Source organism: Candidatus Planktophila lacus, from assembly GCF_002287925.1.
Lineage (GTDB): Bacteria > Actinomycetota > Actinomycetes > Nanopelagicales > Nanopelagicaceae > Planktophila > Planktophila lacus.
In genome coordinates this window covers 260,707-282,503 of the sequence record NZ_CP016769.1, presented here as the reverse complement: position 1 = coordinate 282,503, position 21,797 = coordinate 260,707, and the positions used below count along the sequence as shown (strand labels likewise).

24 protein-coding genes and 1 tRNA gene are annotated in these 21,797 nt (G+C 47.5%); 6 read left to right on the top strand and 19 right to left on the bottom strand.

Annotated elements, in window-relative coordinates; all coding sequences use genetic code 11:
* Positions 1–25: 25 nt before the first annotated feature.
* Genes thrB through xylA form a run of 6 tightly spaced genes read right to left on the bottom strand, consistent with a single transcriptional unit; the run spans position 26 to position 7,509 of the window.
* Complete coding sequence (thrB, locus tag A1s21148_RS01395) at positions 26–952, bottom strand: homoserine kinase (RefSeq protein ID WP_095670715.1); 927 nt, start codon at positions 950–952, stop codon at positions 26–28.
* A 4-nt stretch (positions 953–956) separates the two neighbouring features.
* The gene (gene thrC / locus A1s21148_RS01390; protein ID WP_095670714.1) at positions 957–2,042 is read right to left on the bottom strand and encodes a threonine synthase; all 1,086 of its coding nucleotides are present in this window, start codon (positions 2,040–2,042) and stop codon (positions 957–959) included.
* Positions 2,039–3,337, bottom strand: coding sequence for a homoserine dehydrogenase (locus A1s21148_RS01385; RefSeq protein ID WP_095670713.1), 1,299 nt, complete (start codon positions 3,335–3,337; stop codon positions 2,039–2,041). The genes thrC and A1s21148_RS01385 overlap by 4 nt, the downstream gene beginning before the upstream one ends.
* 4 nt (positions 3,338–3,341) lie before the next feature.
* Complete coding sequence (lysA, locus tag A1s21148_RS01380) at positions 3,342–4,658, bottom strand: diaminopimelate decarboxylase (protein ID WP_095670712.1); 1,317 nt, start codon at positions 4,656–4,658, stop codon at positions 3,342–3,344.
* Positions 4,659–4,660: 2 nt separating this feature from the next.
* Entirely contained in the window at positions 4,661–6,325 is a 1,665-nt protein-coding gene (gene argS, locus A1s21148_RS01375; RefSeq protein ID WP_095670711.1) for an arginine--tRNA ligase, read from the bottom strand.
* A 26-nt stretch (positions 6,326–6,351) separates the two neighbouring features.
* A complete protein-coding gene (gene xylA, locus A1s21148_RS01370) occupies positions 6,352–7,509 on the bottom strand; it encodes a xylose isomerase (protein WP_095670710.1) in 1,158 nt (385 codons plus the stop codon).
* 130 nt (positions 7,510–7,639) lie between these two features.
* On the opposite strand from xylA, the gene A1s21148_RS01365 reads away from it, so the two are divergent.
* Positions 7,640–7,721: transfer RNA gene (locus tag A1s21148_RS01365), tRNA-Leu, on the top strand.
* Between the two features lie 38 nt (positions 7,722–7,759).
* The gene (locus A1s21148_RS01360) at positions 7,760–8,092 is read left to right on the top strand and encodes a helix-hairpin-helix domain-containing protein (RefSeq protein WP_095670709.1); all 333 of its coding nucleotides are present in this window, start codon (positions 7,760–7,762) and stop codon (positions 8,090–8,092) included.
* Between the two features lie 29 nt (positions 8,093–8,121).
* Here A1s21148_RS01360 and A1s21148_RS01355 read toward each other — a convergent pair whose 3' ends face one another.
* Positions 8,122–8,388, bottom strand: a complete 267-nt coding sequence (locus A1s21148_RS01355) for a hypothetical protein (RefSeq protein WP_095670708.1) — start codon at positions 8,386–8,388, stop codon at positions 8,122–8,124.
* 71 nt (positions 8,389–8,459) lie between these two features.
* Positions 8,460–9,221: a bacteriorhodopsin-like gene (locus A1s21148_RS01350; RefSeq protein WP_095670707.1), complete on the bottom strand. Its 762-nt coding sequence runs from the start codon at positions 9,219–9,221 to the stop codon at positions 8,460–8,462.
* Between the two features lie 266 nt (positions 9,222–9,487).
* Between A1s21148_RS01350 and A1s21148_RS01345 the strand changes: the two genes are divergently transcribed.
* Genes A1s21148_RS01345 through A1s21148_RS01330 form a run of 4 tightly spaced genes read left to right on the top strand, consistent with a single transcriptional unit; the run spans position 9,488 to position 13,993 of the window.
* Entirely contained in the window at positions 9,488–10,708 is a 1,221-nt protein-coding gene (locus A1s21148_RS01345) for an MFS transporter (protein WP_095670706.1), read from the top strand.
* Positions 10,709–10,717: 9 nt separating this feature from the next.
* Entirely contained in the window at positions 10,718–11,386 is a 669-nt protein-coding gene (gene trhA, locus A1s21148_RS01340) for a PAQR family membrane homeostasis protein TrhA (RefSeq protein WP_095670705.1), read from the top strand.
* A gap of 46 nt (positions 11,387–11,432) precedes the next feature.
* Positions 11,433–12,236 carry a hypothetical protein gene (locus A1s21148_RS01335; RefSeq protein ID WP_095670704.1) on the top strand — a complete coding sequence of 268 codons (804 nt, stop codon included), beginning with the start codon at positions 11,433–11,435 and terminating at the stop codon, positions 12,234–12,236.
* Between the two features lie 5 nt (positions 12,237–12,241).
* Positions 12,242–13,993: an acyltransferase family protein gene (locus tag A1s21148_RS01330; RefSeq protein WP_095670703.1), complete on the top strand. Its 1,752-nt coding sequence runs from the start codon at positions 12,242–12,244 to the stop codon at positions 13,991–13,993.
* 93 nt (positions 13,994–14,086) lie between these two features.
* Here A1s21148_RS01330 and A1s21148_RS01325 read toward each other — a convergent pair whose 3' ends face one another.
* The 11 genes from A1s21148_RS01325 to A1s21148_RS01275 form a co-directional block, all read right to left on the bottom strand.
* Complete coding sequence (locus A1s21148_RS01325; protein WP_095670702.1) at positions 14,087–14,959, bottom strand: hypothetical protein; 873 nt, start codon at positions 14,957–14,959, stop codon at positions 14,087–14,089.
* Between the two features lie 61 nt (positions 14,960–15,020).
* Entirely contained in the window at positions 15,021–15,653 is a 633-nt protein-coding gene (locus A1s21148_RS01320; protein WP_095670701.1) for an XTP/dITP diphosphatase, read from the bottom strand.
* 10 nt (positions 15,654–15,663) lie between these two features.
* Complete coding sequence (gene rph, locus A1s21148_RS01315; RefSeq protein ID WP_095670700.1) at positions 15,664–16,389, bottom strand: ribonuclease PH; 726 nt, start codon at positions 16,387–16,389, stop codon at positions 15,664–15,666.
* Between the two features lie 25 nt (positions 16,390–16,414).
* A complete protein-coding gene (murI, locus tag A1s21148_RS01310; protein WP_095670699.1) occupies positions 16,415–17,218 on the bottom strand; it encodes a glutamate racemase in 804 nt (267 codons plus the stop codon).
* 24 nt (positions 17,219–17,242) lie between these two features.
* On the bottom strand, positions 17,243–18,193 hold the full coding sequence (locus A1s21148_RS01305; RefSeq protein ID WP_095670698.1) for a PLP-dependent cysteine synthase family protein: 951 nt from the start codon (positions 18,191–18,193) through the stop codon (positions 17,243–17,245).
* Between the two features lies 1 nt (position 18,194).
* Entirely contained in the window at positions 18,195–18,467 is a 273-nt protein-coding gene (locus A1s21148_RS01300; RefSeq protein WP_095670697.1) for a MoaD/ThiS family protein, read from the bottom strand.
* Positions 18,468–18,492: 25 nt separating this feature from the next.
* Entirely contained in the window at positions 18,493–18,909 is a 417-nt protein-coding gene (locus A1s21148_RS01295) for a M67 family metallopeptidase (RefSeq protein ID WP_095670696.1), read from the bottom strand.
* Positions 18,910–18,921: 12 nt separating this feature from the next.
* Entirely contained in the window at positions 18,922–19,476 is a 555-nt protein-coding gene (locus tag A1s21148_RS01290; RefSeq protein ID WP_095670695.1) for a DUF2017 domain-containing protein, read from the bottom strand.
* On the bottom strand, positions 19,473–19,769 hold the full coding sequence (gene clpS / locus A1s21148_RS01285) for an ATP-dependent Clp protease adapter ClpS (protein WP_095670694.1): 297 nt from the start codon (positions 19,767–19,769) through the stop codon (positions 19,473–19,475). The genes A1s21148_RS01290 and clpS overlap by 4 nt, the downstream gene beginning before the upstream one ends.
* Positions 19,769–21,538: a glycosyl hydrolase family 18 protein gene (locus tag A1s21148_RS01280; RefSeq protein ID WP_095670693.1), complete on the bottom strand. Its 1,770-nt coding sequence runs from the start codon at positions 21,536–21,538 to the stop codon at positions 19,769–19,771. The genes clpS and A1s21148_RS01280 overlap by 1 nt, the downstream gene beginning before the upstream one ends.
* Positions 21,504–21,773, bottom strand: a complete 270-nt coding sequence (locus A1s21148_RS01275; RefSeq protein WP_095670692.1) for a DUF3039 domain-containing protein — start codon at positions 21,771–21,773, stop codon at positions 21,504–21,506. Before A1s21148_RS01275 ends, A1s21148_RS01280 begins: the two co-directional genes overlap by 35 nt.
* Between the last annotated feature and the right edge of the window lie 24 nt (positions 21,774–21,797).

The window sequence follows — 21,797 nt, the reverse complement described above, 5'->3', positions numbered from 1 at the left end:
CTACGAGCGGCAAAACTCACTTGGCTTAGAGGATCGTTGCTCCAGTACGCGAAATCTCTAGGGATTTCGCCTCAAATTTCGAACCTGCAGCTCTACTTAATTCAGCAACATCTGCCTCGGTGCCAGTGTGCAAGGCAAGGACAGTTGGGCCCGCGCCAGAGATAAATGAGGCAACTCCTGCAGCGCGCAACTTAGTTAATAAGGCAAATGATGCTGGCATCGCTTCTGCGCGATAAGACTGATGCAGGAAATCTTCAGTTGCGCGATAGAGCAGATCTGGGCGCAAAGTAAGTGCGTGTACCAGTAGCGCAGAGTTTGCAGAATTACGCGCCGCATCGCGATGTGGAATCGTCTCAGGCAGCATTTTGCGCGCCTTTGAAGTTGCAACGGCGGTTGCAGGAATAAATGCAATTGCACGGATGCGAGTATCAACGCTTAAAGAAATCGCTTGTGCAACATCTTTACCGTGTTGCTCTTCCTTCCAGGCAACGACCGCATTTCCATAGAGGGCTGCTGCAACGTTATCGGGATGGCCTTCCATCTCTGTTGCGATCTGTAACAACTTCTCATCGCTCATCTTGTCAGAGCCAGTTAGAACTAGCGCGCGGGCAAGAGAAAGTCCGCCAACGATTGCACTTGCAGAAGAACCAAGGCCGCGACCATGTGGAATTACATTAAGTGCGCGAACGGCAACGCCCTTTGGCTTTCCGCCAAGGAAATCAAAACCTTTATACATCGCCTTAACAAGTAAGTTCTTATCTGTGCGTGGAACATCATCGGCGCCTTCACCGGTTACATCGATATCAAGTCCGGCATCATCAAGAATTTGTGCAACGTAGCGATCGTGCATGCCGAGCGCTAAACCAAATGAATCAAATCCCGGACCCAGGTTGGCGCTAGTTGCAGGAACCTGCACCTGAATTGGATTGGCTTTAAAAGTTGGTTTAGCCATGGCTTTACTTAAGTCCTAGCGCCTTTGCAGCAGCTACAGCGTTTACCTTTACGATCTTTGGCTTTGCAAACTTTTCCAGCGCCCAAGAAATATCTTTTAGTCCGTGGCCAGTAACAGTAATTACGATCTTCTTACCCTTAGGTAATTTGCCAGCCTTCTTATATTTAATTAAGCCTGCGATACCTGCGGCAGATGAAGGCTCAACAAATACGCCTTCTTTTCCAGCAACAAGTGCATATGCCGCCAAGATCTCTTTATCTGTAACTGAATCAATTACGCCGCCTGATTTATCGCGCGCCTCAATCGCTTGATCCCAAGATGCTGGATTGCCAATGCGAATCGCTGTTGCGATTGTTTCAGGCTTAAGAACTGGCTTTCCCTTAACAAGTGGTGCAGAACCAGCTGCTTGGAAGCCATACATCTGAGGCAAGGAATTTGAGATTCCATCTTTACGGTATTCGTTATAGCCCTTCCAGTAAGCAGTGATATTTCCTGCGTTACCAACTGGAAGTGCGTGAATATCTGGGGCGTAACCCAACATATCGATTACTTCAAAGGCAGCGGTCTTCTGTCCTTCAATGCGATATGGATTTACTGAGTTAACAAGTGCAACTGGGTAATTATCTGAAAGATCACGCGCCAGAGTTAGGCAATCATCGAAGTTGCCATCTACCTGCAAAATTTGTGCGCCATGAATAACTGCTTGGGCAAGTTTTCCTGTTGCAATCTTTCCGGCTGGAATAAGTACTGCAGAGATCATTCCGGCCTTTGTTGCATATGCGGCAGCGCTAGCTGAAGTATTTCCAGTTGATGCGCAGATAACTGCCTTTGCGCCATCTTCGGCAGCCTTTGAGATAGCCATGGTCATGCCGCGATCTTTAAATGAACCAGTTGGGTTGATGCCTTCGTACTTTAACCAGACATCGTTGCCGAGAAGTTCAGATAAATAGCACGCGTAGATAAGTGGTGTGCCGCCTTCGCGTAGTGAGACAACGGGGGTCTTTGCAGAAACTGGCAAGCGATCGCGGTATTCCTCGATTACTCCACGCCATTGATGTGCGCCAGATTTCTTCGATTTGAAAAGGCTCATGCGCTTGTTGCTCCTTCTACGCGGATAACACTTGAAATATTTTGAACAGCGTCCATCTTCTTCAAAGACTCAACTGTTGCCTTAAGTTCGCCTTCAGTAGCTAAGTGGGTAACGATTGTGACTTCAGCATCGTCATTGCGCCCTGCTTGATTAACGGTCTGAATAGAAACCCCGTGGTTTGCAAATGTTGTGGCGATAGATGCCAAAACACCTGCTTTATCAGCAACTTCTAGGCGGATTAAGAACTTAGTTTTTGTTGATTCGATTGGTGCGATATCGCGGTCTGCATAATCAGTTTCGCGCTGGCCTACTGAGTTAAGTGCGATGTGGCGAGCAACTGCAACCACATCTCCCAAGATTGCTGAGGCAGTTGGTGCACCACCTGCGCCGCGACCGTAGAACATCAAAGATCCAGCAGATTCAGCTTCGACAAATACTGCGTTGTAAGCATCGCGCACTGAAGCCAAAGGATGACTCTTATGCAACATAACTGGGTGCACGCGTACAGAAATCTCATCAGCAGGAGTTAACTCTGCGATCGCAAGTAACTTAATTACGTGATCCATGGATTTTGCGATCTTTACATCTTCCAAAGTGATCTTGGAAATACCTTCGCGGTAAACATCGTCAACAGTCACGCGAGTGTGGAATGCCAGACCAGACAAGATCGCTGCCTTTGCTGCCGCATCAAAGCCTTCAACATCTGCAGTTGGATCCGCTTCGGCATAACCAAGTGCTTGCGCTTCTTTCAAAACATCAGCGAATTCACGGTCATCTTCATGCATCTTGGTCAAGATGTAATTTGTTGTTCCATTTACGATTCCCATTAAACGAGTTACGAAATCGCCAGCAAGTGAGTCACGCATCGGACGAATAATTGGGATCGCACCAGCGACAGATGCTTCGTAGTAAATATCTTCACCTTTGGCATAGGCAGCGGTAAACATTTCAGCGCCATGGCTAGCAAGTAGCGCTTTGTTGGCGGTAACAACAGATTTACGATTTTCGATCGCAGTCATAATTAATTCGCGCGCAGGCTCGATACCGCCCATTACTTCAATGATTAGATCAATCTCAGGATCGTTAACGATCGAGAATGGATCTGTTGTGAAGAGGCTTGGGTTAATACCCTCGTAAGGCTTAATTGTGCGAACTGCGATGCGTGAGAGCTCCATCTTTACACCGGCGCGAGTAGACAACTCGGCGGTGTCGGCTAGCAATAAGCGCGCGACAGAACTGCCGACCACGCCACATCCGAGCATGCCGATACGTACTGGTTTATCTGCTGGGCTCATCTGCCTATTCTTTCACATCAAGTGCGAGCAGATCTTCCTCATTTTCACGGCGGACAATTACGCGGGCTTTTCCATCTTTTACTGCAACTACAGGTGGGCGCGGCACATGGTTGTAATTGCTGGCCATGCTGCGGCCATATGCGCCAGTAGCCGGAATCGCAATCAAATCACCAGGTGCGATATCGCTTGGCAAATTAATCTCGCGGATAACGATGTCGCCGGTTTCGCAATGCTTGCCGACAACGCGTGAATTAACTGTCGATGCAGACGATGCGCGATGGGCAATTACTGCATGATATTCAGCGTCATAAAGTGATGGACGAATATTGTCACTCATTCCCCCATCTACGGAAATGTAACGACGTGTCTTTCCATCTTCGAGAACCACATCTTTAGTCGTGCCAACTTCATAAAGAGTAAAAGTTGTTGGGCCAACAATGGCGCGCCCAGGTTCTATTGAGATAATTGGAATATTCAACTTATGTTTTTCACATGATGCAGTAACTGCGCTACGTAGCGCTGGCATTACCTCACCGGGTTCTAGAGTTTCATCGCCTGGCAAATATGCAATTCCGTAACCGCCACCAAGATCTAGTTCAGGAAGTTCTCTGCCATAAACATCGCGGTACTTAGCCAGCAGCGAGATCAAACGATCTGCAGCCAACTGGAATGAATCAGTGCCAAATATCTGAGAACCAATATGAGAATGGAAGCCACGGAGTTCAAGTTCTGGGTGGCTTAAGACTTTTTCGACCGCCGCCCAAGCAGCGCCGCTGGCGATAGAGAAACCAAACTTCACATCTTCATGGGCGGTAGAGATTGATTCGTGGGTATGTGCCTGAATACCTGGAGTAAGGCGCAACATGACGCCTTGTACTTTCTTATGGCTGCGGGCAACGGTGGCCACGCGATCAATTTCATGGATTGAATCCATAACAATTGTCTTAACGCCCACGCTTACTGCGCGATCTATCTCTGAAACCGATTTATTGTTTCCATGTACTTCAATCTTCTGTGGATCAATACCACCAGCGAGTGCAACCGCTAATTCGCCACCAGTGCAGACATCGATTCCGATTCCGCACTCCTTAACCCAAGTCGCTACTGCTGTAGAGATAAAGGCCTTTGCTGCGTAGTAAACAGTGCCTGCGTGCGAACCAAACTCATCGCGTAGCGCGTTATTCCAAGCGCTTGCGCGAGTGCGGAAATCATCTTCATCAATAAAGAATGCTGGTGTACCGAAATCTTGCGCCAACTTTGTTGCAGGGATGCCTGATAAGTGAAGTTCTCCATTTGTGAAAGAAACATTCTTCGACCACATAGCTACATCCGCTCCGGCGCGCTAACGCCAAGTAAGAGAAGACCATTCTTCAGTACTTGCAGAGTTGCCGCACATAAATTAAGTCGGGCGCTATGCAGCGCAGTAGCTGGCTCATCCCCCATTGGCAATACCCGGCAATCTGCGTAGAAGCCGTGATAAACCCCAGCTAACTCTTCAAGGTAACGTGCGATGCGATGTGGTTCGCGGAGTTCGGCGGCGCTAGCGACGATTCGTGGGAATTCGGCGAGCGATCCAAGAAGTTCGTTCTCGCGATCATGGGAAAGTTGTGCCGGATCAAAGTTATCTAAACCGCTGGCAATATTTAGTTCGGCAGCGTTGCGCAGAACAGCAGCAATACGCGCGTGGGCATACTGCACGTAATAAACCGGGTTCTCGTTTGTATTTCGCTTTAAAATATCGAGATCCATAACCATCGGAGTATCAACTGGGTAGCGAATCAGCGTGTAACGAGCTGCATCAACGCCAACTTTTTCTACAAGCTCTTCCAGAGTAATAATTGTTCCAGCGCGCTTAGAGAGTTTTACTTCTTCGCCGCCTTCCATGATCTTTACCAACTGACCAATTAAGACATCGATGTTGTATTCAGGGTTGTCGCCAGCACAAGCTGCCGTTGCCTTTAGGCGATGGATATAGCCGTGGTGATCTGCGCCCAGCATGTAGATGCAGATATCGAAACCGCGTTCGCGCTTATTGATGTAATAAGCGGTATCTGATGAGAAGTAAGTTAGATCGCCATTTGCCTTAACTAGTACTCGATCTTTATCGTCGCCAAAGTCAGTTGTTCGCAGCCATGTTGCACCATCTAATTCAAAGACATGTCCTTGGGCGCGTAATTTTTCTAGACCATGTTCGACGCTTCCACCATCGTGCAAGCTGCGTTCTGAGAACCAGACATCAAAGTGAGTGTTAAATGTATCTAGAACTCGCTGCTGGTCCTTAAGTTGTAATTTGTAAGCAGCTTCGCGGAATGCAACTAAACGTGATTCGCCCTCTAATTTAATTATCTCAGGGTTCTCAGCCAGAACTTCCTTAGCCAAATCTGCGATGTATTCACCTTGGTAACCATCTTCGGGAATTGGTTGGCCAAGAGCTGCAGCTTGCACAGATTGTCCGAAGAGATCCATCTGGTTTCCGCGGTCATTTATATAAAATTCACGAACTACTTCTGCACCTGCTGCACTTAATACGCGACCAAGTGCATCGCCAACTGCTGCCCAACGTGTGTGCCCTAAGTGCAGTGGGCCAGTGGGATTGGCAGAGATAAATTCGAGGTTGATCTTTACGCCCGCAAGCGCTGTGCCTTTTCCATAACTTTCTTTTGCGCTCAAAATTGTGCGCACTAAATCTGCTTGGCTGGCGCGATTTAATTTGATGTTGATAAAGCCAGGACCTGCAATATCAACGGAGGAAACTTCAGGAAGTTTCTCTAAATCTTTCTTAAGTAACTCTGCGACTTCGCGCGGGTTCTTTCCGGCGGGCTTGGCTAGTTGCAGCGCAATAGAAGATGCGTAATCACCATGGTCGCGATTCTTTGGTCGCTCCAAAGGGATGGTGGCAGGAACAGTTCCGATCAAATCTCCACGCTCAATGGCGTGCGAGATTGCCGCCTGAATTTGGGCAGCTAGTAGATCCGAATGTGAACTCACAGGGCAAGGTTACCCTGCGCAGCGAATTACTTTCCGAACCCCATTAGGTGCTCTAGAGCGAGCTGATTAAGGGCTTCGTACTGATAACCACGTGCGCCGGCTGCTTCAACATCGAATGAATCTTTAGAAAGATCCTTCCAACTTTCACCAGCGCCCATAGTGTTTTCAGTAAGCCCTGGAATGTTGGAATCTTTCTGTGCAGCGATAACGCGTGGATCGTTGCGGTAGGCAGTTGCGCGATCCTTTAGCGCTAAATATGTGCGCATATTTGCGGTTGCAGAATCCCAAACGCCCTTGTCATCTTCGGTGCGACCTGGCTTGTAATCAAAGTGCTTTGGACCGTCGTACTTGTAGCGCTCAAGCAGTTCAACAAGGAAGAACGCTGACTTTAGATCGCCATGGCCAAATACCAAATCTTGATCGAACTTTGGACCGTGCTGACCATTTAGATCAATATGGAATAACTTCTTCTGCCAGAGCGCCTGCGCGATTCCGTGAACAAAGTTAAGTCCCGCCATTTGTTCGTGGCCAACTTCTGGGTTAAGGCCAACAAGTTCTGGGTGATCAAGAGTGTAGATAAATGCAAGTGCGTGGCCAATTGTTGGCAAGAAAATATCGCCACGCGGTTCATTTGGCTTTGGTTCGATCGCAAATTTAATCTTGTAACCATTATCTAAAACATATTGGCTAAGCACGTTAAATGCTTCGCGCATGCGCTCGTGTGCAACGTAGGCATCCTTTGCTGCATCTGATTCAGCGCCTTCGCGTCCGCCCCAACAAACATAAGTATGCGCACCAAGTTCGACAGCGAGCTCGATATTGCGCATCGCTTTACGAAGTGCGTAACGACGAATATCGCGATCGTTGCTGGTAAATGCGCCATCTTTAAATACTGGATGTGAGAAGAGGTTAGTTGTCGCCATTGGAACTTGCATTCCAGTTTCGGCAAGCGCCTTCTTAAAACGATCTATGTGACCGCGACGTGATGCATCATCACTGCCGAATGGAATCAAATCATCATCATGAAAAGTAACTCCATACGCACCGCGTGCTGCGAGTTCATTAACTGTGCGAACCGGGTCGAGCGCACCACGAGTGGCATCACCGAATGGATCGCGCGCTTGCCAGCCGACGGTCCAAAGTCCGAAGGTGAACTTATCCGCAGGGGTTGGAGTCAATGACATGTAACTTCCTCACTTCTTCGCTGCATGAGCGCGCTGTACGGGCGAAAACCCGAAATTTTGTATAAGGCGAACTTACCTCTAACCTATGTTCCAGTACATGAGTTTTTTGTAACATTCTCATGACGCTCCAGCGGGAGTGGTGAAATGGCAGACACGCAAGTCTTAGGAACTTGTGCTTCGGCGTGCGGGTTCAAGTCCCGCCTCCCGCACCAGAGTTTTTATTTAAGATTTAAAGAAGGTCCATTTATTTATGGCTAAGCAATCTCCAGCAAAGATAAAGAAGCTGCGGGGCGAAGCTATGCGCGCAGCCGCCCAACGAAAGGCTGAAAAAGCGCAGAACCGTTGTGGCGTGACCGGCGGAGAAGTTGATTTAGATGCGTATGCCGAAGTTGACGGAGCATGGCGCGAACTTGGGTTAGCCGCCCCAGCCCGCAGAGCGTTAATTGATGAGGGTCTTTACAAGGTAAGTGATCTAAGAAAATACTCGCTAGATGCGATAAAGGATTTGCATGGCATGGGACCAAATGCGATTCGCATATTGATTACCGCGATGAAGAAGAGCGATATCTCCTTCAGAAGGTAACTAGTCGTAAATAACTTGGAAACTATGGGCTAGTTAGTAATGGCCCAAGCAACCAAGACTCCACCAATTACTCCTAGCGCCACCATTACTTCGCGCTTAGCCAAGAACCCATGTGCGCCCTTAATAAAGGTTAGTGAGAGCGCGATAAATCCCGGAATGAAAACCGCTGCGCTATTTACCAAAACTCCATCTTTACCTGTTTGATAACGCAAATTAATTAGCCCGATAGCGAAGAGTAGATAACTCGCCATTCGGTAATTATTTAGCGCGTACTTTGAGATGGGTGAATTTGTCATGTATCTATCCTACAAATATTAAAGGGGCGCCGGTTTCCCGACGCCCCTCTAATTTTAACTATTTCAGACGATTAGTGATCGTCCTTCATGCCTTCAGCCATTGACTTCATGCGAGCGATCTTCAAGATTGTTAGACCGAATACGCACTTAGCTAGAACGTCAGCGATTGTGTAACCAACCTGTACGCCAACGAACTGATCTGCTGATGCCATACCTTCGCCCATACCAAGAATGTATGAAACTGGGTATACGCCCCATGTCGCGATAAGAAGGAGACGCAAGCGACCAACGGTTGCTGCAACGCCTTCTGGTTGGCGATCAAGTGACTTACCAAGCTCTACGAACAAGACATAGAGGATGTAGAGGAATGGAAGTGTTGAAAGAACACCGTAAAGGATCTGTGTGTTCTGGTCGTTTGAGATTTCACCTGGGTAGCCAAGTGCGATCATCGCAGCTGATGCTGGAACCAAACGCATGATGAGTGACTTTGAAACTTCCTTTGCAAGTGCAAGCACTGCAATTACTTCAACAAGAAGTAGAGGAACAGTTAGTAGCCAGTCAACATAACGGTATGCCTCATTGAATGCACCCTGGTCTCCAGAAACCTTAACTGCCATTCCTTCAGATGATTCTGAGAATGAGTTAAAGATTCTCCAGTAGTGGTAGCCAGCAATGAATGTAACCATTGATGACATAACGAGAGCATTGCGGTACTTAGGCAGTACGCGAGCCTGTGAAACAAGGGTATAAATTGTGCAAGCAAGCATTGAAACAAGTCCAAACGAGAATACGTTATAGACCAGGTTCCACTGATTTGCGGTTAGGGTTAACATGTAAATAAGCCTCCATGGGGTGCTTAATACTTCAAGGACCATTCGGCCCGAGAAGCCAGTGCTAAATCGATGAAGTCCTCGAGGAACCACATCCACTCACTCTGGTGGTAATAGTCTGAACCTACTGCGAGCGATTTGCATCAATACTCGGCGGTATTTTTCAGGTTTTTTCCAAAAAATTCGGAAAATCACGCTCAATTTGGACCTCAACTGGGGCAATCACCCGAACAACTACTCCCCAGCCCCCTCACAGTTAGGCTTGCCAGATGCGCCGCGAGCTACAAGACCTCCACTCCCATCCGGGCTTTACCGCCTTGGCCGCCTCGCGCTTTATCTCAAATGTGGGAAATGGCATTTCGCCGGTCGCACTGGCCTTCGGGGTCTTAGCCCTGCCAGGTGCCACAGCAAAAGATCTAAGCATCGTGATGGCCGCGCGCATGTTTCCGATGATCGCCTTAATGCTATTTGGCGGAGTTGTTGGCGACCGATTTAAACGAAACCGGATTGTCGGTGGCGCCGATGTTATTGGAAGCGCCTTCGCGGCAATTAGCGCAATCTCATTAATTGTTAATAGCTCTAGCGTCCTACTTTTAGCGTTGATGGGCGCACTCTTCGGAGTTTTAAACGCCCTCTGGTGGCCAGCCATGTCAGGAGTCCTTCCAGAAGTGTTACCGAAAGAGAAGTTGCAGCACGGCAATGCAGTAATCGCGCTAACCACAAATATTGGTTATGTAGCAGGTGCGCTCTTAGGTGGAATTTTAGTTACCGCTTTTGGTTCGGGTTGGGCGCTTTTGGTTGATGCAATCTCCTTCTTTATCGCCGGGATTATTGTTTGGAATCTAGATCTACCAACGATCGTGCGCCAGAATGTGAATACTGTTTTCCAAGATCTCAAATCAGGCTGGCGTGAATTTATCTCCCGCTCATGGGTAGTTACTGTTGTGGTTGCTTTTGCCATTATTAATGTTGCATATGAATCTCTATTGCAGATTTTAGGGCCATTGAATTTCTCCAAGTTCGATAATGGGCCGCAATTCTGGTCATTTAACCTTGCTGCTCTAACTACAGGCATGCTTATCGGGAGCGTGATTTCCCTTAAAGTTCACTTCGGCCGTCCGCTGCTCTTTGCGATGTTGATTATCTCGGCAACGGCAATTTGGGATTTCTCGCTCGCGCTGAGCACTCCCCTTTGGATCTCGCTGATTTGCGCATTTCTTGCCGGAATCGCAATCGATATCTTTATGGTTGTTTGGAATACTTCACTGCAATCTCATATCCCAGAAGAGTCATACTCACGCGTTGTGGCTTATGACGCATTTGGCTCCTTTGGTCTATCTCCTCTAGGAATTGCAGCGGCAGGCCCTTTGGCAGAACTTTTTGGAGTTAGCACAATGCTCTACATAACTGGAGCGTTAACTTTGACCGCAGCCCTGGCCGCGCTTTCCGTTAAATCGGTGCGAGACCTAAAACTCGTTCGCAAAGCGTAGTGTTGATACATGAGTAAAGAAGCTAGCGAGCGCGAGAAGTTAGCGGCAGTAGCGCCACCGAAGTTACGTGGCTGGTTCCACTTAGCCGCGACCCCTGTAGTAATTATCGCTTCGCTAGTTTTATTTATATTAAGTAAGAACTCACTAAAATTTGCGGTTGCTCTCTATTCAATCACCGCGATTATGCTCTTTAGCGTTTCCGCGATTTATCACCGCGTTCCTTGGTCACCTGCCAAGAAAAAGATTTGGCGTCGTTGGGATCATGCCAACATCAACTTGTTGATCGCAGGCTCTTACACTCCCTTCGCGGTCACGCTACTTGAAGGAAACGATCAAATAATCTTGCTTAGCGTTGTCTGGGTTGGCGCGCTATTGGGCGTTGCACTACGCATCTTCTGGGTTGGTGCGCCCCGTTGGTTATATGTTGCCAACTATCTGCTCCTGGGCTGGGTTGCCATTATCTATACGCCGCAGCTCTATAAAGAAGGTGGCCTCTGGGTTCTACTTCCGATAATCATCGGTGGATTGCTCTATTCAATTGGAGCGATCTTCTATGCGCTAAAGCGTCCGGGCAGAGCCGCAACGTACTTTGGTTTCCATGAGCTTTTCCATATATTCGTGCTCGCCGCTTGGGTCTCGCAGTACCTCGCCGTCTCCTTCGCGATATACCGCGACTAAGTCACCCCACTTTTAAACTTTCCACCCTTTGCCCTAATCTAGGCACATGGCTGAGAAAAACTCGTTCCTTAATTGGGTTGGATTTAAAGAGAGCGAAAGCTCTGCTCCAAGTTCGGTAGATCGCATCCGCGAACTCGAATCACAACTCAATGACCTTCGCTCACGTCGCGATATCACTTCCTTAAGCAAGGAAGAGTTTGAAATTCTCGCAACCGAGACTGCGATGTCGATGATCAAGTCAGCGCAAGCTCGCGAGTCAAAAGCCTTTGCATCATCAGAGCGCGTTGTTCTTGAAGCAACTCGTCAGGCAAAAGATGCCATCGAAGGCGCCGAAACTAAAGCGCGCACAATTTTATCTGGCGCAGAAGCTCGCGGACGTAAGTACATCACTGCGGCAGAAGCAGAAGCGGCAGAAAGACTTTCTTCAGTCGAGCGCGAAGCACAATCAATCTTTGATGAAAAACGTCGCGAAGCAGCAGCTCTAGCCCAAGCAGCGCGTCGCGAAGGTGAGCGCATCATCGTTGCGGCAACTGGTGAAGTCGCTGAATATCGCCAATGGTTAAGTGGCGTTATCGCTGAAGCAGAGCGCCTCTACAAAATCCAGACCCAATCCTTAGATTCTGCCGAACAAGCGATCGCACAGAGCCGCACTCGCTTAGATTCAGCATTTGAAAGACTTGCCAATCTTCACAAGAGCGTAAATGAAAACTTAAATGCAGATAACACAGTAATTGATACTGGTCCAAAGAAAGTTATTAGCCAGCGAACTAAACCGGCGCTTGCTGCACCGGCTAAGAAATCTGCACCTAAAAAGCGCGCTACTAAGAAAAAACCAGCCAAGCGTCGGTAATTAATATGGCTACCAAACGCGGTATCCAGTACATCCCTGCAATTGATGGTCTGCGCGCTGTCGCAGTAATTGCGGTAATGCTTTATCACCTTGGGATCGAATGGATACCTGGTGGATTTCTTGGAGTAGATCTCTTCTTTGTTATCTCAGGCTATGTAATTACTCGTTTACTTCTTGATTCAATTCAGCAGCGCGGTGGTTTAGATCTGCGCGATTTTTACATGGCGCGTATTCGCCGATTGCTACCGCCTCTTTTATTCATGTTGATCGTGACCTCAATTGTCGTTGGGCTTTGGGCGCCAGATACAACTAAGAAATTCTTAACCGATGCCCCGTTCTCGATCTTCGGGGGCATGAACTGGTGGCTCGTCTTTAACGAGCAGGATTACTTTGAAAGCAGTGGACGTCCACCACTTCTTCAACACACGTGGTCGCTGGCAGTTGAGGCTCAGTTCTACTTAATCTGGCCGCTAATTCTGCTCTTGGTACTGCGCTTCTTCGGTAAGAAATTGATTTCCATTGCAGCGCTAGTAATTGCCATGACTTCAGGAATCGTCTTGATGTTGGTCTCTTTCCAAGTAGATGCCACAAATACTTCAAAGGTAAGCCATATCTACTTTGGTACCGATACCCACAGCATCGGCCTCTTCTTAGGTGCAGCACTTGCTGTTAGTTGGATCCCCCAGAATTTCCGTCCTGAAGTTAGTCGTAGAGCGCAAGATTTTATCGACGGAATCGGAGTCTTTGGATTCCTCGGAATCTTGGCAACATTCTTACTTATTGATGAATCAAAACCTGCCCTTTACCGAATCGCTTTTCCTTTAGCGGGAATCTTTGGCACCGCAATTCTGATTTCTATTGTGCATCCCGCATCTCGCTTTGCACCCCTCTTGCGTAATCGTGTTCTCCTTTGGATAGGTGAGCGCTCATATGCAATCTATTTATGGCACTGGGTAATCTTCCAAATCTCGCGCCCACAAGTTGATCTAGATGGAGAAGATTGGGCGCTCTTTACCTTGCGCATCTTGGTCGTACTCGCCTTAGCCGACATCTCTTTGCGCCTAGTAGAACTACCAATTAGAAGTGGCGCAGTTGCCTATTGGTTTAAAGGCATGAAGTACCGCACTCCTTATGTGCGCAGAAGGCAGAAGATCGGCGTCTGGTTAATCTCATCTTTAATACTGCTTCTCTCTGCAACTGTCTCTGTTAACGCCCTTGTAGAAATTGATAATAAGAATAAAGATTTAGCGCAGTTACTTAAGGATGCCAATAAACCGATTACGACTGTTGTAGATAGTTCTGAACCTGGCCTATGGGTAACAGGCGATTCGGTAATTCTAGGAATTAGATCTGAGATCGAAGATAAGCACCCGATAGCGCTGATAAATGCGCGGGTTGGGCGCCAAGCACCTGAACTGCTTGATGTGATGAAGGTTGATGGTCCAAAGGTTTTGAACTCAACGGTTATCTTCAATCTGGGAAATAACAATTCGTTGACTCGCGAACAAGTCGTCGAGATCTTTGAAGCTGTTAAATCTGCACCCAAGGCAATCGTGGTTAACACAGCAGTTCCACGGCCTTGGAAAGAGGCTAATAACGCTTTGATTAGCGAAGTCGCAGCTAACTATCCAAATATCTCGGTAATTCCATGGGATCAGATATCTCAAGGCCGAACCGAGTACTTCGCTCCCGATGGTGTGCACCTTGTGCCAGCCGGTGTTCGCGCCTATGTAGCAGCTATCGAAACTCAACTCTAGTAATACTTTAGTAATACATAATTAATAGGGATAAAAAAATAACCCCCACCGAATTGGTGAGGGTTATTTTCTCCAGTAATTATTTGATTGGAATTATTCGAACTGACCGGCGAATCCAAATGCCTTGGCAGTTGCGATCTGACCATCTGAGTACATTGATGAAACTCGGAATGATGTTGAACCATCAGTTGAACCTTTTGTGAATTCAATTGATAGTTGATCTGCTGGAAGCACACCTGATTCTTTCCATTCGCCCATTCCTGAACGAACTTCAAACTTGTAACCAGTTAGACCAGCAGTTGCTGCTGGCGCTTTCCATGTAATAACCATTACTGATTTAGATGAATCTTTCCAGTTTCCGATAAAGCGACCTGGCGCTTCAACTACAGAAACTGCTTCACCTGTTGCAGCTGACTCAGTTGCTTCTGGTGTTGCCTCTTCAGACATCTCTGGCGCTGCTGACTCCGTTGCAGTAGCTGATGCTGATGCAACAGGTGCAACGTCATCGCCATCTGATGCTGGACGTGAGATAACAACGATTGCTAGAAGTGCGATACCGATCATTGCTGCGATCAAAACGCGTGGTGAAGTTGATTGCTTTGGCGCTGCACTTGGCTTAGCCGCTGGTGCTGGCTTAGCAACTGGTGTTGTAGAAACATTTACCGCTGATGGACGCTTTACGCCACCAACTGGTACTGGAGGAATAACTAAACTATTTGCAGAAGATGACTTCTTGGCTGCAGATTTCTTTACTGCACTCTTCTTGCGCGCAGGAGCCTTCTTCGCCGCTTTCTTTACAACCTTTTTAGCAGCGGCCTTCTTCTTAGCAGGCGCTTTCTTCGCCGCCTTCTTTACAACCTTTTTAGCAGCGGCCTTCTTCTTCGCTGGAGCCTTCTTCGCTACCTTCTTAACAACTTTTTTAGCTGCGGCCTTCTTCTTAGCCGGTGCTTTCTTCTTTACTGCCACGATGTGACTCCTTTGAAAATTGGAAACGATCAGGGTTTGAACTAACTCGTATAGGCCAAGTTTAGCCTAGGGAGTTGAGCAAATTGATGACATGAGGTGCGATAGCGCGGAGTGATTTTCCGCGATGGCTTATCGCATCCTTCTCCTCCGCGCTCATTTGCGCGCTAGATATTGAATAACCATCGGGGCGGAAAATTGGATCGTAGCCAAATCCCTGATCCCCAATCGGCTCACGCAGAATCCAACCTTCGAATTTTCCTTCTTCAACATGGGTACGGCCATCGGGCAAGGCAAGGGCAGCAACGCAAGTGAAGTGCGCGCTGCGTTTCTCATCTGGAACATCTGCAAGTGAGGCCAATACCTTTGCAGTGTTTGCTTTGTCATCACCGTGGCTTCCCGCCCAGCGAGCCGAGAAAATTCCGGGATCACCGTTTAAGTAATCAACACAAAGCCCGCTGTCATCTGCGATCGCTGGAATTCCTGATGCTTCACACATCTCGCGCGCTTTTAATAAAGCATTTTCTTCAAAGGTTGAACCGGTTTCATCAACATCATGAAGGTTAGGAAATTGATCAAGGCCAACTAATTCAATCTGCCCTGCAGCAATATCTTCCAGGATGCGACGAAACTCTTCGATCTTGCCTTTATTGCGTGTAGCCAGAAGTAATTTATGGGGAGTTTGGTTAGAACTCACTTGAATAAATTCACTTTGCTAAAGCAGCTTTCTGTATTTCACCTAGTGCTACACAGCCAGCGACTGCGAGATCAAGAAGTGAATCAAGTAAGTTGCGATCAAATGGCACGCCTTCTGCAGTTCCCTGAACTTCAATGAAGCGTCCATCTCCACTGCAGACCACATTCATATCGGTATCTGCGCGAACATCTTCTTCGTAGCAAAGATCGAGCATTGGAACTCCATCGATGATTCCGACAGAGACCGCAGCAACAGAATCGCTAAGTGGTTTGGAATCTGCCTTGATATGGCCTTGTGACTTCGCCCAAGAAATTGCATCAGCAAGTGCCACATATGCACCGGTAATTGCAGCAGTGCGTGTTCCACCATCTGCCTGTAGAACATCGCAGTCGATAACAATTGTATTTTCGCCAAGTTCCTTCATATCTACAATCGCACGAAGTGAGCGACCTACTAGACGAGAAATTTCTTGAGTGCGTCCGCCGAGCTTGCCCTTAACGCTTTCGCGATCAGAGCGTGTGTGAGTTGCACGTGGCAACATCGCATATTCCGAAGTTACCCAGCCCTTTCCAGAATCCTTTAACCAACGTGGAACGCCTGGAGTAAATGAGGCGACGCAGAGAACGCGAGTCTTTCCAAATTCAACGAGCACTGAACCTTCGGCATGATCTAACCACTTGCGAGTGATTTTAATTTCGCGAAGTTGGTCATTACTTCTTCCGTCGTTGCGTGCCATGTACTTCCATTCTATTTATTTGGATTTATTTGAGGCTATTTATATGTTGAACAGAACCCACTTCAGGTCCCAGGAAACGACGAGCTAGAACTTCAAAGGCAGCTGAATCCCCCGTTGCCAAGAAACGATGTGTTGCCGGCGTAGAAGAAGGTGCGCGAAGTAATGAGTTTTCAACCAGAGTTCTATAGAGATCTTTTGCAGTCTCTTCGGCGCTAGATACAAGTGAGACGTTATTGCCCATTACATAGGAAATTACGCCTGTTAATAGCGGATAGTGAGTGCAACCTAAAACTAAGGTGTCGACATCGGCATCCATAACTGGCTTCAAATATTCGCGAGCGACCTTGGTAATTGCTTCGCCAGAAGTTTCACCGCGCTCTACAAACTCCACAAATAGTGGGCAGGCGATAGAAGTTATCTCCAACTGCGGAGCGGCTGCGAACGCATCTAGGTAAGCCTTTGAATCAATAGTTGCACGTGTACCAATTACACCGATGCGACCAGTTCGACTTGCTGCAACTGCGCGGCGTACCGCAGGTTGAATCACTTCAATTACTGGAACGGAGTAACGCTCACGCGCATCACGTAACATCGCAGCGCTTGCAGTGTTGCAAGCAATTACCAAAGCTTTTACACCTTGCTCAACTAAATAATCAAGAGTTTCAAGTGCAAAGGTGCGAACCTCAGCTAGCGGTCTTGGACCGTATGGACCGCGCGCAGTATCACCAACATAGAGCGTAGATTCATTTGGAAGTTGGTCGAGAATTGCACGTGCGACGGTTAAACCGCCGACCCCTGAATCGAATATTCCGATTGGTGCATCGCTCACAGGGCAAGACTACCGCCTCGCACCTTAAGCCCAGAGCGTGCCGTCGAGCCCTTCGGTTGCTTCTTCTATCTCTGAACCATAAATACCAGTTGAAAGATATTTCCAGCCCGCATCACAGACGATAAATGCAATATCTGCATCACGTCCTGCAGCAAGGGCTTCATTAGCCATCGCAATCGCTGCATGCAAAATTGCACCCGTTGATATACCGGCGAAAATTCCTTCGACCTCAAGTAGCTCGCGCACGCGACGAACTGAATCTTCTGCTCCTACTGAAAAGCGACGAGTCAGAACAGATGCGTCATATAGCTCTGGAACAAAACCTTCATCAATATTTCTTAGCCCGTAAACAACTTCTCCGTAACGTGGTTCTGCCGCGATGATTTGTACATCGGGGTTCTGCTCACGTAGATAGCGACCTGCGCCCATCAAAGTTCCGGTTGTTCCAAGTCCTGCCACAAAGTGCGTAACAGTTGGTAGATCTTTAAATATTTCCGGACCAGTGCCTTCGTAATGCGCCTTGGTATTTGCTGGGTTTCCATATTGATAGAGAAAAACCCATTCAGGATTTTGCGCCGCTAACTCTTTGGCAACGCGCACCGCTTCGTTAGAACCTCCGGCAGCAGGAGATGAAATTATCTTTGCGCCCCACATCTCAAGGAGTTGGCGACGCTCTGGACTCGTGTTCTCTGGCATTACGCAAATTAATTTATATCCGCGAACCTTTGCTGCCATCGCAAGTGAGATACCAGTGTTACCGCTAGTTGGTTCCAAAATTGTTGCGCCAGGTTTCAACTGGCCACTTTTTTCAGCTTCGTTAATCATTGAGATCGCTGTTCTATCTTTAATCGATCCCGTTGGATTGCGATCTTCCATCTTCGCCCAAAGGCGAACGTTTGGCGCAGGAGAAAGTCGAGGTAGACCGATTAGCGGAGTATTTCCTACCGATGCCTCAAGTGATTCGTAACGCGACAATTTAACCGCCAGCGACAGCAGGAAGAATTGTTACTGAATCACCATCTTTAACTGGCGCTTCTAAACTTCCGAGAAAGCGCACATCTTCATCATTTACATAGATATTAATAAAGCGGCGAAGCGCACCATTTTCAAGGAGGCGATCGCCAATTCCTGGGTATTGCGCATCGAGATCTGAGATAACCGCGCTAAGCGTTGTACCGGTTGCAGTTACTGCTTTTTGATCCTTGGTAAATGGACGAAGAATTGTTGGGATACGTACATCGATGCTCATGCCCTTATTATGGCCAAGATTTGCGTTAATCGGTAATTGAAACTTCTTCCTCGGTTACAACTCCATCGATTATTCGGAAAGAACGGAATTCAATTGCAGGTGCAATCTCTTTGCGACTAGAGACCAAAACATAGTGCGCACCAGGTTCGCCGGCATATGCGATATCCGTGCGGGATGGAAAGGCTTCGGTCTCAGTGTGTGAGTGATAAATGACGACAATTTCCTCATCGTTATCGTCTACTTCACGATAGAGCGCCAATAAATCCTTTGGATCAAATTCGTAGAAAGTTGGTGAGTGCGCCGCATTAATCATCGGCTTTAGCCGTTCTGGCGAGCCCTTACCAATTGGCCCAAGAATTACGCCACAGCATTCATCTGGATATTCAGCACGAGATTGCTCAATAATTGCATCAACGAAAGCTCTAGAAATAGTTAGTGACATAAGAGTCGTATCCTAACTCTCATCCATAAGCGCTGCTAACAAACCTTCTTGCAACCATCCGAGCCATCCATAAACAATATAGACGCCACGAAGTGGATCATCAGGTGCTAAGAGTTCTAACTCATCGCTAGTGCGTTCTTGAACATTTAAGCGAACACCGAGAGCTAAACGCATATCGTTAACTCCGCCAAGCCAGGCATTGGCGCTATCGTGATCGAGATCTACCGTTCCATCTTTAGCACTCTTTAAATACATTCGCATCGCCATGGCGTGGGCCTGCTTTTTACTGCGAAGCGTTGATTCGGTGTATCTGCGAAACTCTGCCGAATCCACTTGATCTTGATATGCATTCGGCAAGAGGCGATGAAGTACTTCATCTTCAGGTGGCGCATCGTGCGATGTTATGCCGACCATCGCGGCGAGTGGATCTTCATGTCCATGGTCTACGCGTTCGGCAAGTAGTTCAATGATTTGTTCGGCTAAATTAATTAAAATCTCGCGTTCATTCTCAGCAAATTCAGCGACGTAAGAATTACTGCCGTGGCGTTTGAATCCTTCTGATGTCATAGCGCTTGGTCCCCGCGTTGCAGCGTTGCCCATAGTCCATATTCATGAAGGCGAGCCACATCGTGCTCCATCTCTTCACGACTTCCTGTTGAAACAATCGCTTTTCCTTCAGTGTGCACTTTCATCATTAACTCGTGGGCTTTCTCTTTAGAGAAACCAAAGAGTTCCATCAAAACGTAAGTTACATAGGTCATGAGATTTACTGGGTCATCCCAAACGATGGTGACCCAAGGAGTATCGCCAGAGAAGATTGCGCGAATCTGCTCTTCGATTTGAGTATCAGTCTTAACCATCACCGGATAATGATAGAGAACTCTGGAGCAGCTATCTGACGCCAAAGTTGATCGCCTTCGACAATTATTTGATAGCGCGCTACCTGTCGCGGCTCTTTCTCTATGGCAAAGGCAAAGACGCCTTGTTCATTGGTGGTCGCGATCGCAACTTTCTTCCATGCGCCCGCGCTAAATTTCATGAGCGAGACTTGAGCACCAGCACTTCTTGGGCGAACTACCCCATCGATTGCAAATAAAGAATTGGCTTTTACTGTGCCGGGAGCCGAAATAGAAATTGTGCGATCAATCAATATTGAGATCTCATTACTTAAGGATTCTGCGCGTTCCCATGTGCCATCAGTTGCAATACGAATAGCCGTTGATTTGCCTAAGAGAATTGGCGTAGTAAATCTTCCATCTACACCAGTCACTGCTGTTCCAAGTACGCGCCAAGTCGCATCGTTTGCACTCTTGCCTTCAATTCTTAGCGGAAGGTTAGCGGCCGGTGATTTATCTTCTAAGTTCAATTGCGCAGATATCGAAACTGAATTTCCATAAAGCGCCGCAGTCTTATCTGCTGTTAAAGCGCTAATTACTTTTACGGGTGCGATACCTAGTGCAGTCTGGCGAATTGCCTCCATGGCAAGTGGCTCTTCCATGCCCAAAGTCCAAGCGGTAACGCCACCTAATTTATATTTAGCAACTAATTCGCTTCTTAACTTATAGCTCTGTGCATTCTGATACCAAGCTGTGCGCGTTGCAGTACAAATTGTGGAGCGCCCGTCTGCAGTGGTTCCTTCATAAGACTTTGTATAAGTAAAAGTTGCCTCACCAAATTTGGCATCGAAAACCGGCGTAACTTGGTAACTTGCGGCAAGTGCTGCAGCATCACGCATCACAAAAGTTGCAGCCTTTGCGCCAACTTTTATCGCATTTGCAAAAGGCGCAGGACATACGCCATCTACCTTGGTTACCCAGTCACGGCCGTAACCTGCAAGGCCGAGATACACCTTTGACGCCGGCATAATTGAAGCGGCATAGGCAACTGTTTTCTCTGTCCAAGCAAGTGGCCCGATTGGACCAACTTTAGAAACTGAATAGTCATAGGTCATGATTCTTAAACGATCAATAAATGGAGCGATCTGCGGCCAGGCGTAAACCGTATAACCCTTCTGTCTTTCAGCAGGGTTAAAGTTGTAAGGGGTTGAAACTGAGAGCAATTTATTATTTGCGCGCAATAACCCTGACAACTCCTTAACTAAAGCAACCCAAGATGGCGCGGTCTTTGCCCAAGTGGTATTTCCATCAACAAATGCGAAACCTTCAAAATCTAGATCAATACCATCGAAGTTATTAGCCATCACATAGTCATTTAGCGTTTTGGCAATTTGGGTTCTGCTCGTTGGATTGGCAAGCAAATTGGATAGAACTAACTTATCTGTCCCGTCGGTGATTGTTGGAATAATCTGAAAACCGGCGGCACGCATTGCAGCAAGCGGAGTTGCCATTGGAATACTTGGATTACCACTGACATATAGATCGCTGACATACGCTGATTTAGTCTTTCCGTTGTATTTCAAGGTGTACCAAAATGGCATTACCTCTTTAATTAAATCTGCATTATTTAGCGCAGCTGGTAGCGAGGTCTTCATTGAGTAGTAAGGAATCCACCCAGTTAGGATTTTGCGAGGCTGATTAGCGCTATGTGCTTGCGGTGAAAAAACAACGCTTAGAGCGAATACAACGACTAAAGATTTACTTATCAGGCGTTTTACGCGGGAGGCCGTCATAGATTTCTTTACAGACTGGACAGACTGGATATTTTTCGGGATCGCGTGATGGGATCCATTTCTTGCCGCAGAGCGCTCGTACCGCTTTACCGGTAACCGCGGATTCAACGATCTTTTCCTTCTTTACATAGTGCGCAAAGCGATCGTGGCCCCCATCATCTTCTTGAAGATCGGGACGGGTAAGAAGATCTGTATCTCCCTCTAAATCAGGAGAGTTCTTACGGAAAATACCCATGTCCGAAAGGATAGTGGCAGCAGG

Coding starts and splice junctions, on each gene's coding strand:
- A1s21148_RS01355 (WP_095670708.1), bottom strand. CDS start 8,388: ATGACAAATTCACCCATCTCAAAGTACGCGCTAAATAATTACCGAATG.
- A1s21148_RS01290 (WP_095670695.1), bottom strand. CDS start 19,476: ATGACATCAGAAGGATTCAAACGCCACGGCAGTAATTCTTACGTCGCT.
- lysA (WP_095670712.1), bottom strand. CDS start 4,658: ATGTGGTCGAAGAATGTTTCTTTCACAAATGGAGAACTTCACTTATCA.
- A1s21148_RS01275 (WP_095670692.1), bottom strand. CDS start 21,773: ATGGGTATTTTCCGTAAGAACTCTCCTGATTTAGAGGGAGATACAGAT.
- thrC (WP_095670714.1), bottom strand. CDS start 2,042: ATGAGCCTTTTCAAATCGAAGAAATCTGGCGCACATCAATGGCGTGGA.
- A1s21148_RS01295 (WP_095670696.1), bottom strand. CDS start 18,909: ATGTCACTAACTATTTCTAGAGCTTTCGTTGATGCAATTATTGAGCAA.
- thrB (WP_095670715.1), bottom strand. CDS start 952: ATGGCTAAACCAACTTTTAAAGCCAATCCAATTCAGGTGCAGGTTCCT.
- trhA (WP_095670705.1), top strand. CDS start 10,718: ATGAGTAAAGAAGCTAGCGAGCGCGAGAAGTTAGCGGCAGTAGCGCCA.
- A1s21148_RS01280 (WP_095670693.1), bottom strand. CDS start 21,538: ATGACGGCCTCCCGCGTAAAACGCCTGATAAGTAAATCTTTAGTCGTT.
- rph (WP_095670700.1), bottom strand. CDS start 16,389: ATGGCACGCAACGACGGAAGAAGTAATGACCAACTTCGCGAAATTAAA.
- A1s21148_RS01300 (WP_095670697.1), bottom strand. CDS start 18,467: ATGAGCATCGATGTACGTATCCCAACAATTCTTCGTCCATTTACCAAG.
- A1s21148_RS01330 (WP_095670703.1), top strand. CDS start 12,242: ATGGCTACCAAACGCGGTATCCAGTACATCCCTGCAATTGATGGTCTG.
- A1s21148_RS01345 (WP_095670706.1), top strand. CDS start 9,488: ATGCGCCGCGAGCTACAAGACCTCCACTCCCATCCGGGCTTTACCGCC.
- A1s21148_RS01360 (WP_095670709.1), top strand. CDS start 7,760: ATGGCTAAGCAATCTCCAGCAAAGATAAAGAAGCTGCGGGGCGAAGCT.
- A1s21148_RS01385 (WP_095670713.1), bottom strand. CDS start 3,337: ATGAGCCCAGCAGATAAACCAGTACGTATCGGCATGCTCGGATGTGGC.
- xylA (WP_095670710.1), bottom strand. CDS start 7,509: ATGTCATTGACTCCAACCCCTGCGGATAAGTTCACCTTCGGACTTTGG.
- A1s21148_RS01350 (WP_095670707.1), bottom strand. CDS start 9,221: ATGTTAACCCTAACCGCAAATCAGTGGAACCTGGTCTATAACGTATTC.
- clpS (WP_095670694.1), bottom strand. CDS start 19,769: ATGGTTAAGACTGATACTCAAATCGAAGAGCAGATTCGCGCAATCTTC.
- A1s21148_RS01335 (WP_095670704.1), top strand. CDS start 11,433: ATGGCTGAGAAAAACTCGTTCCTTAATTGGGTTGGATTTAAAGAGAGC.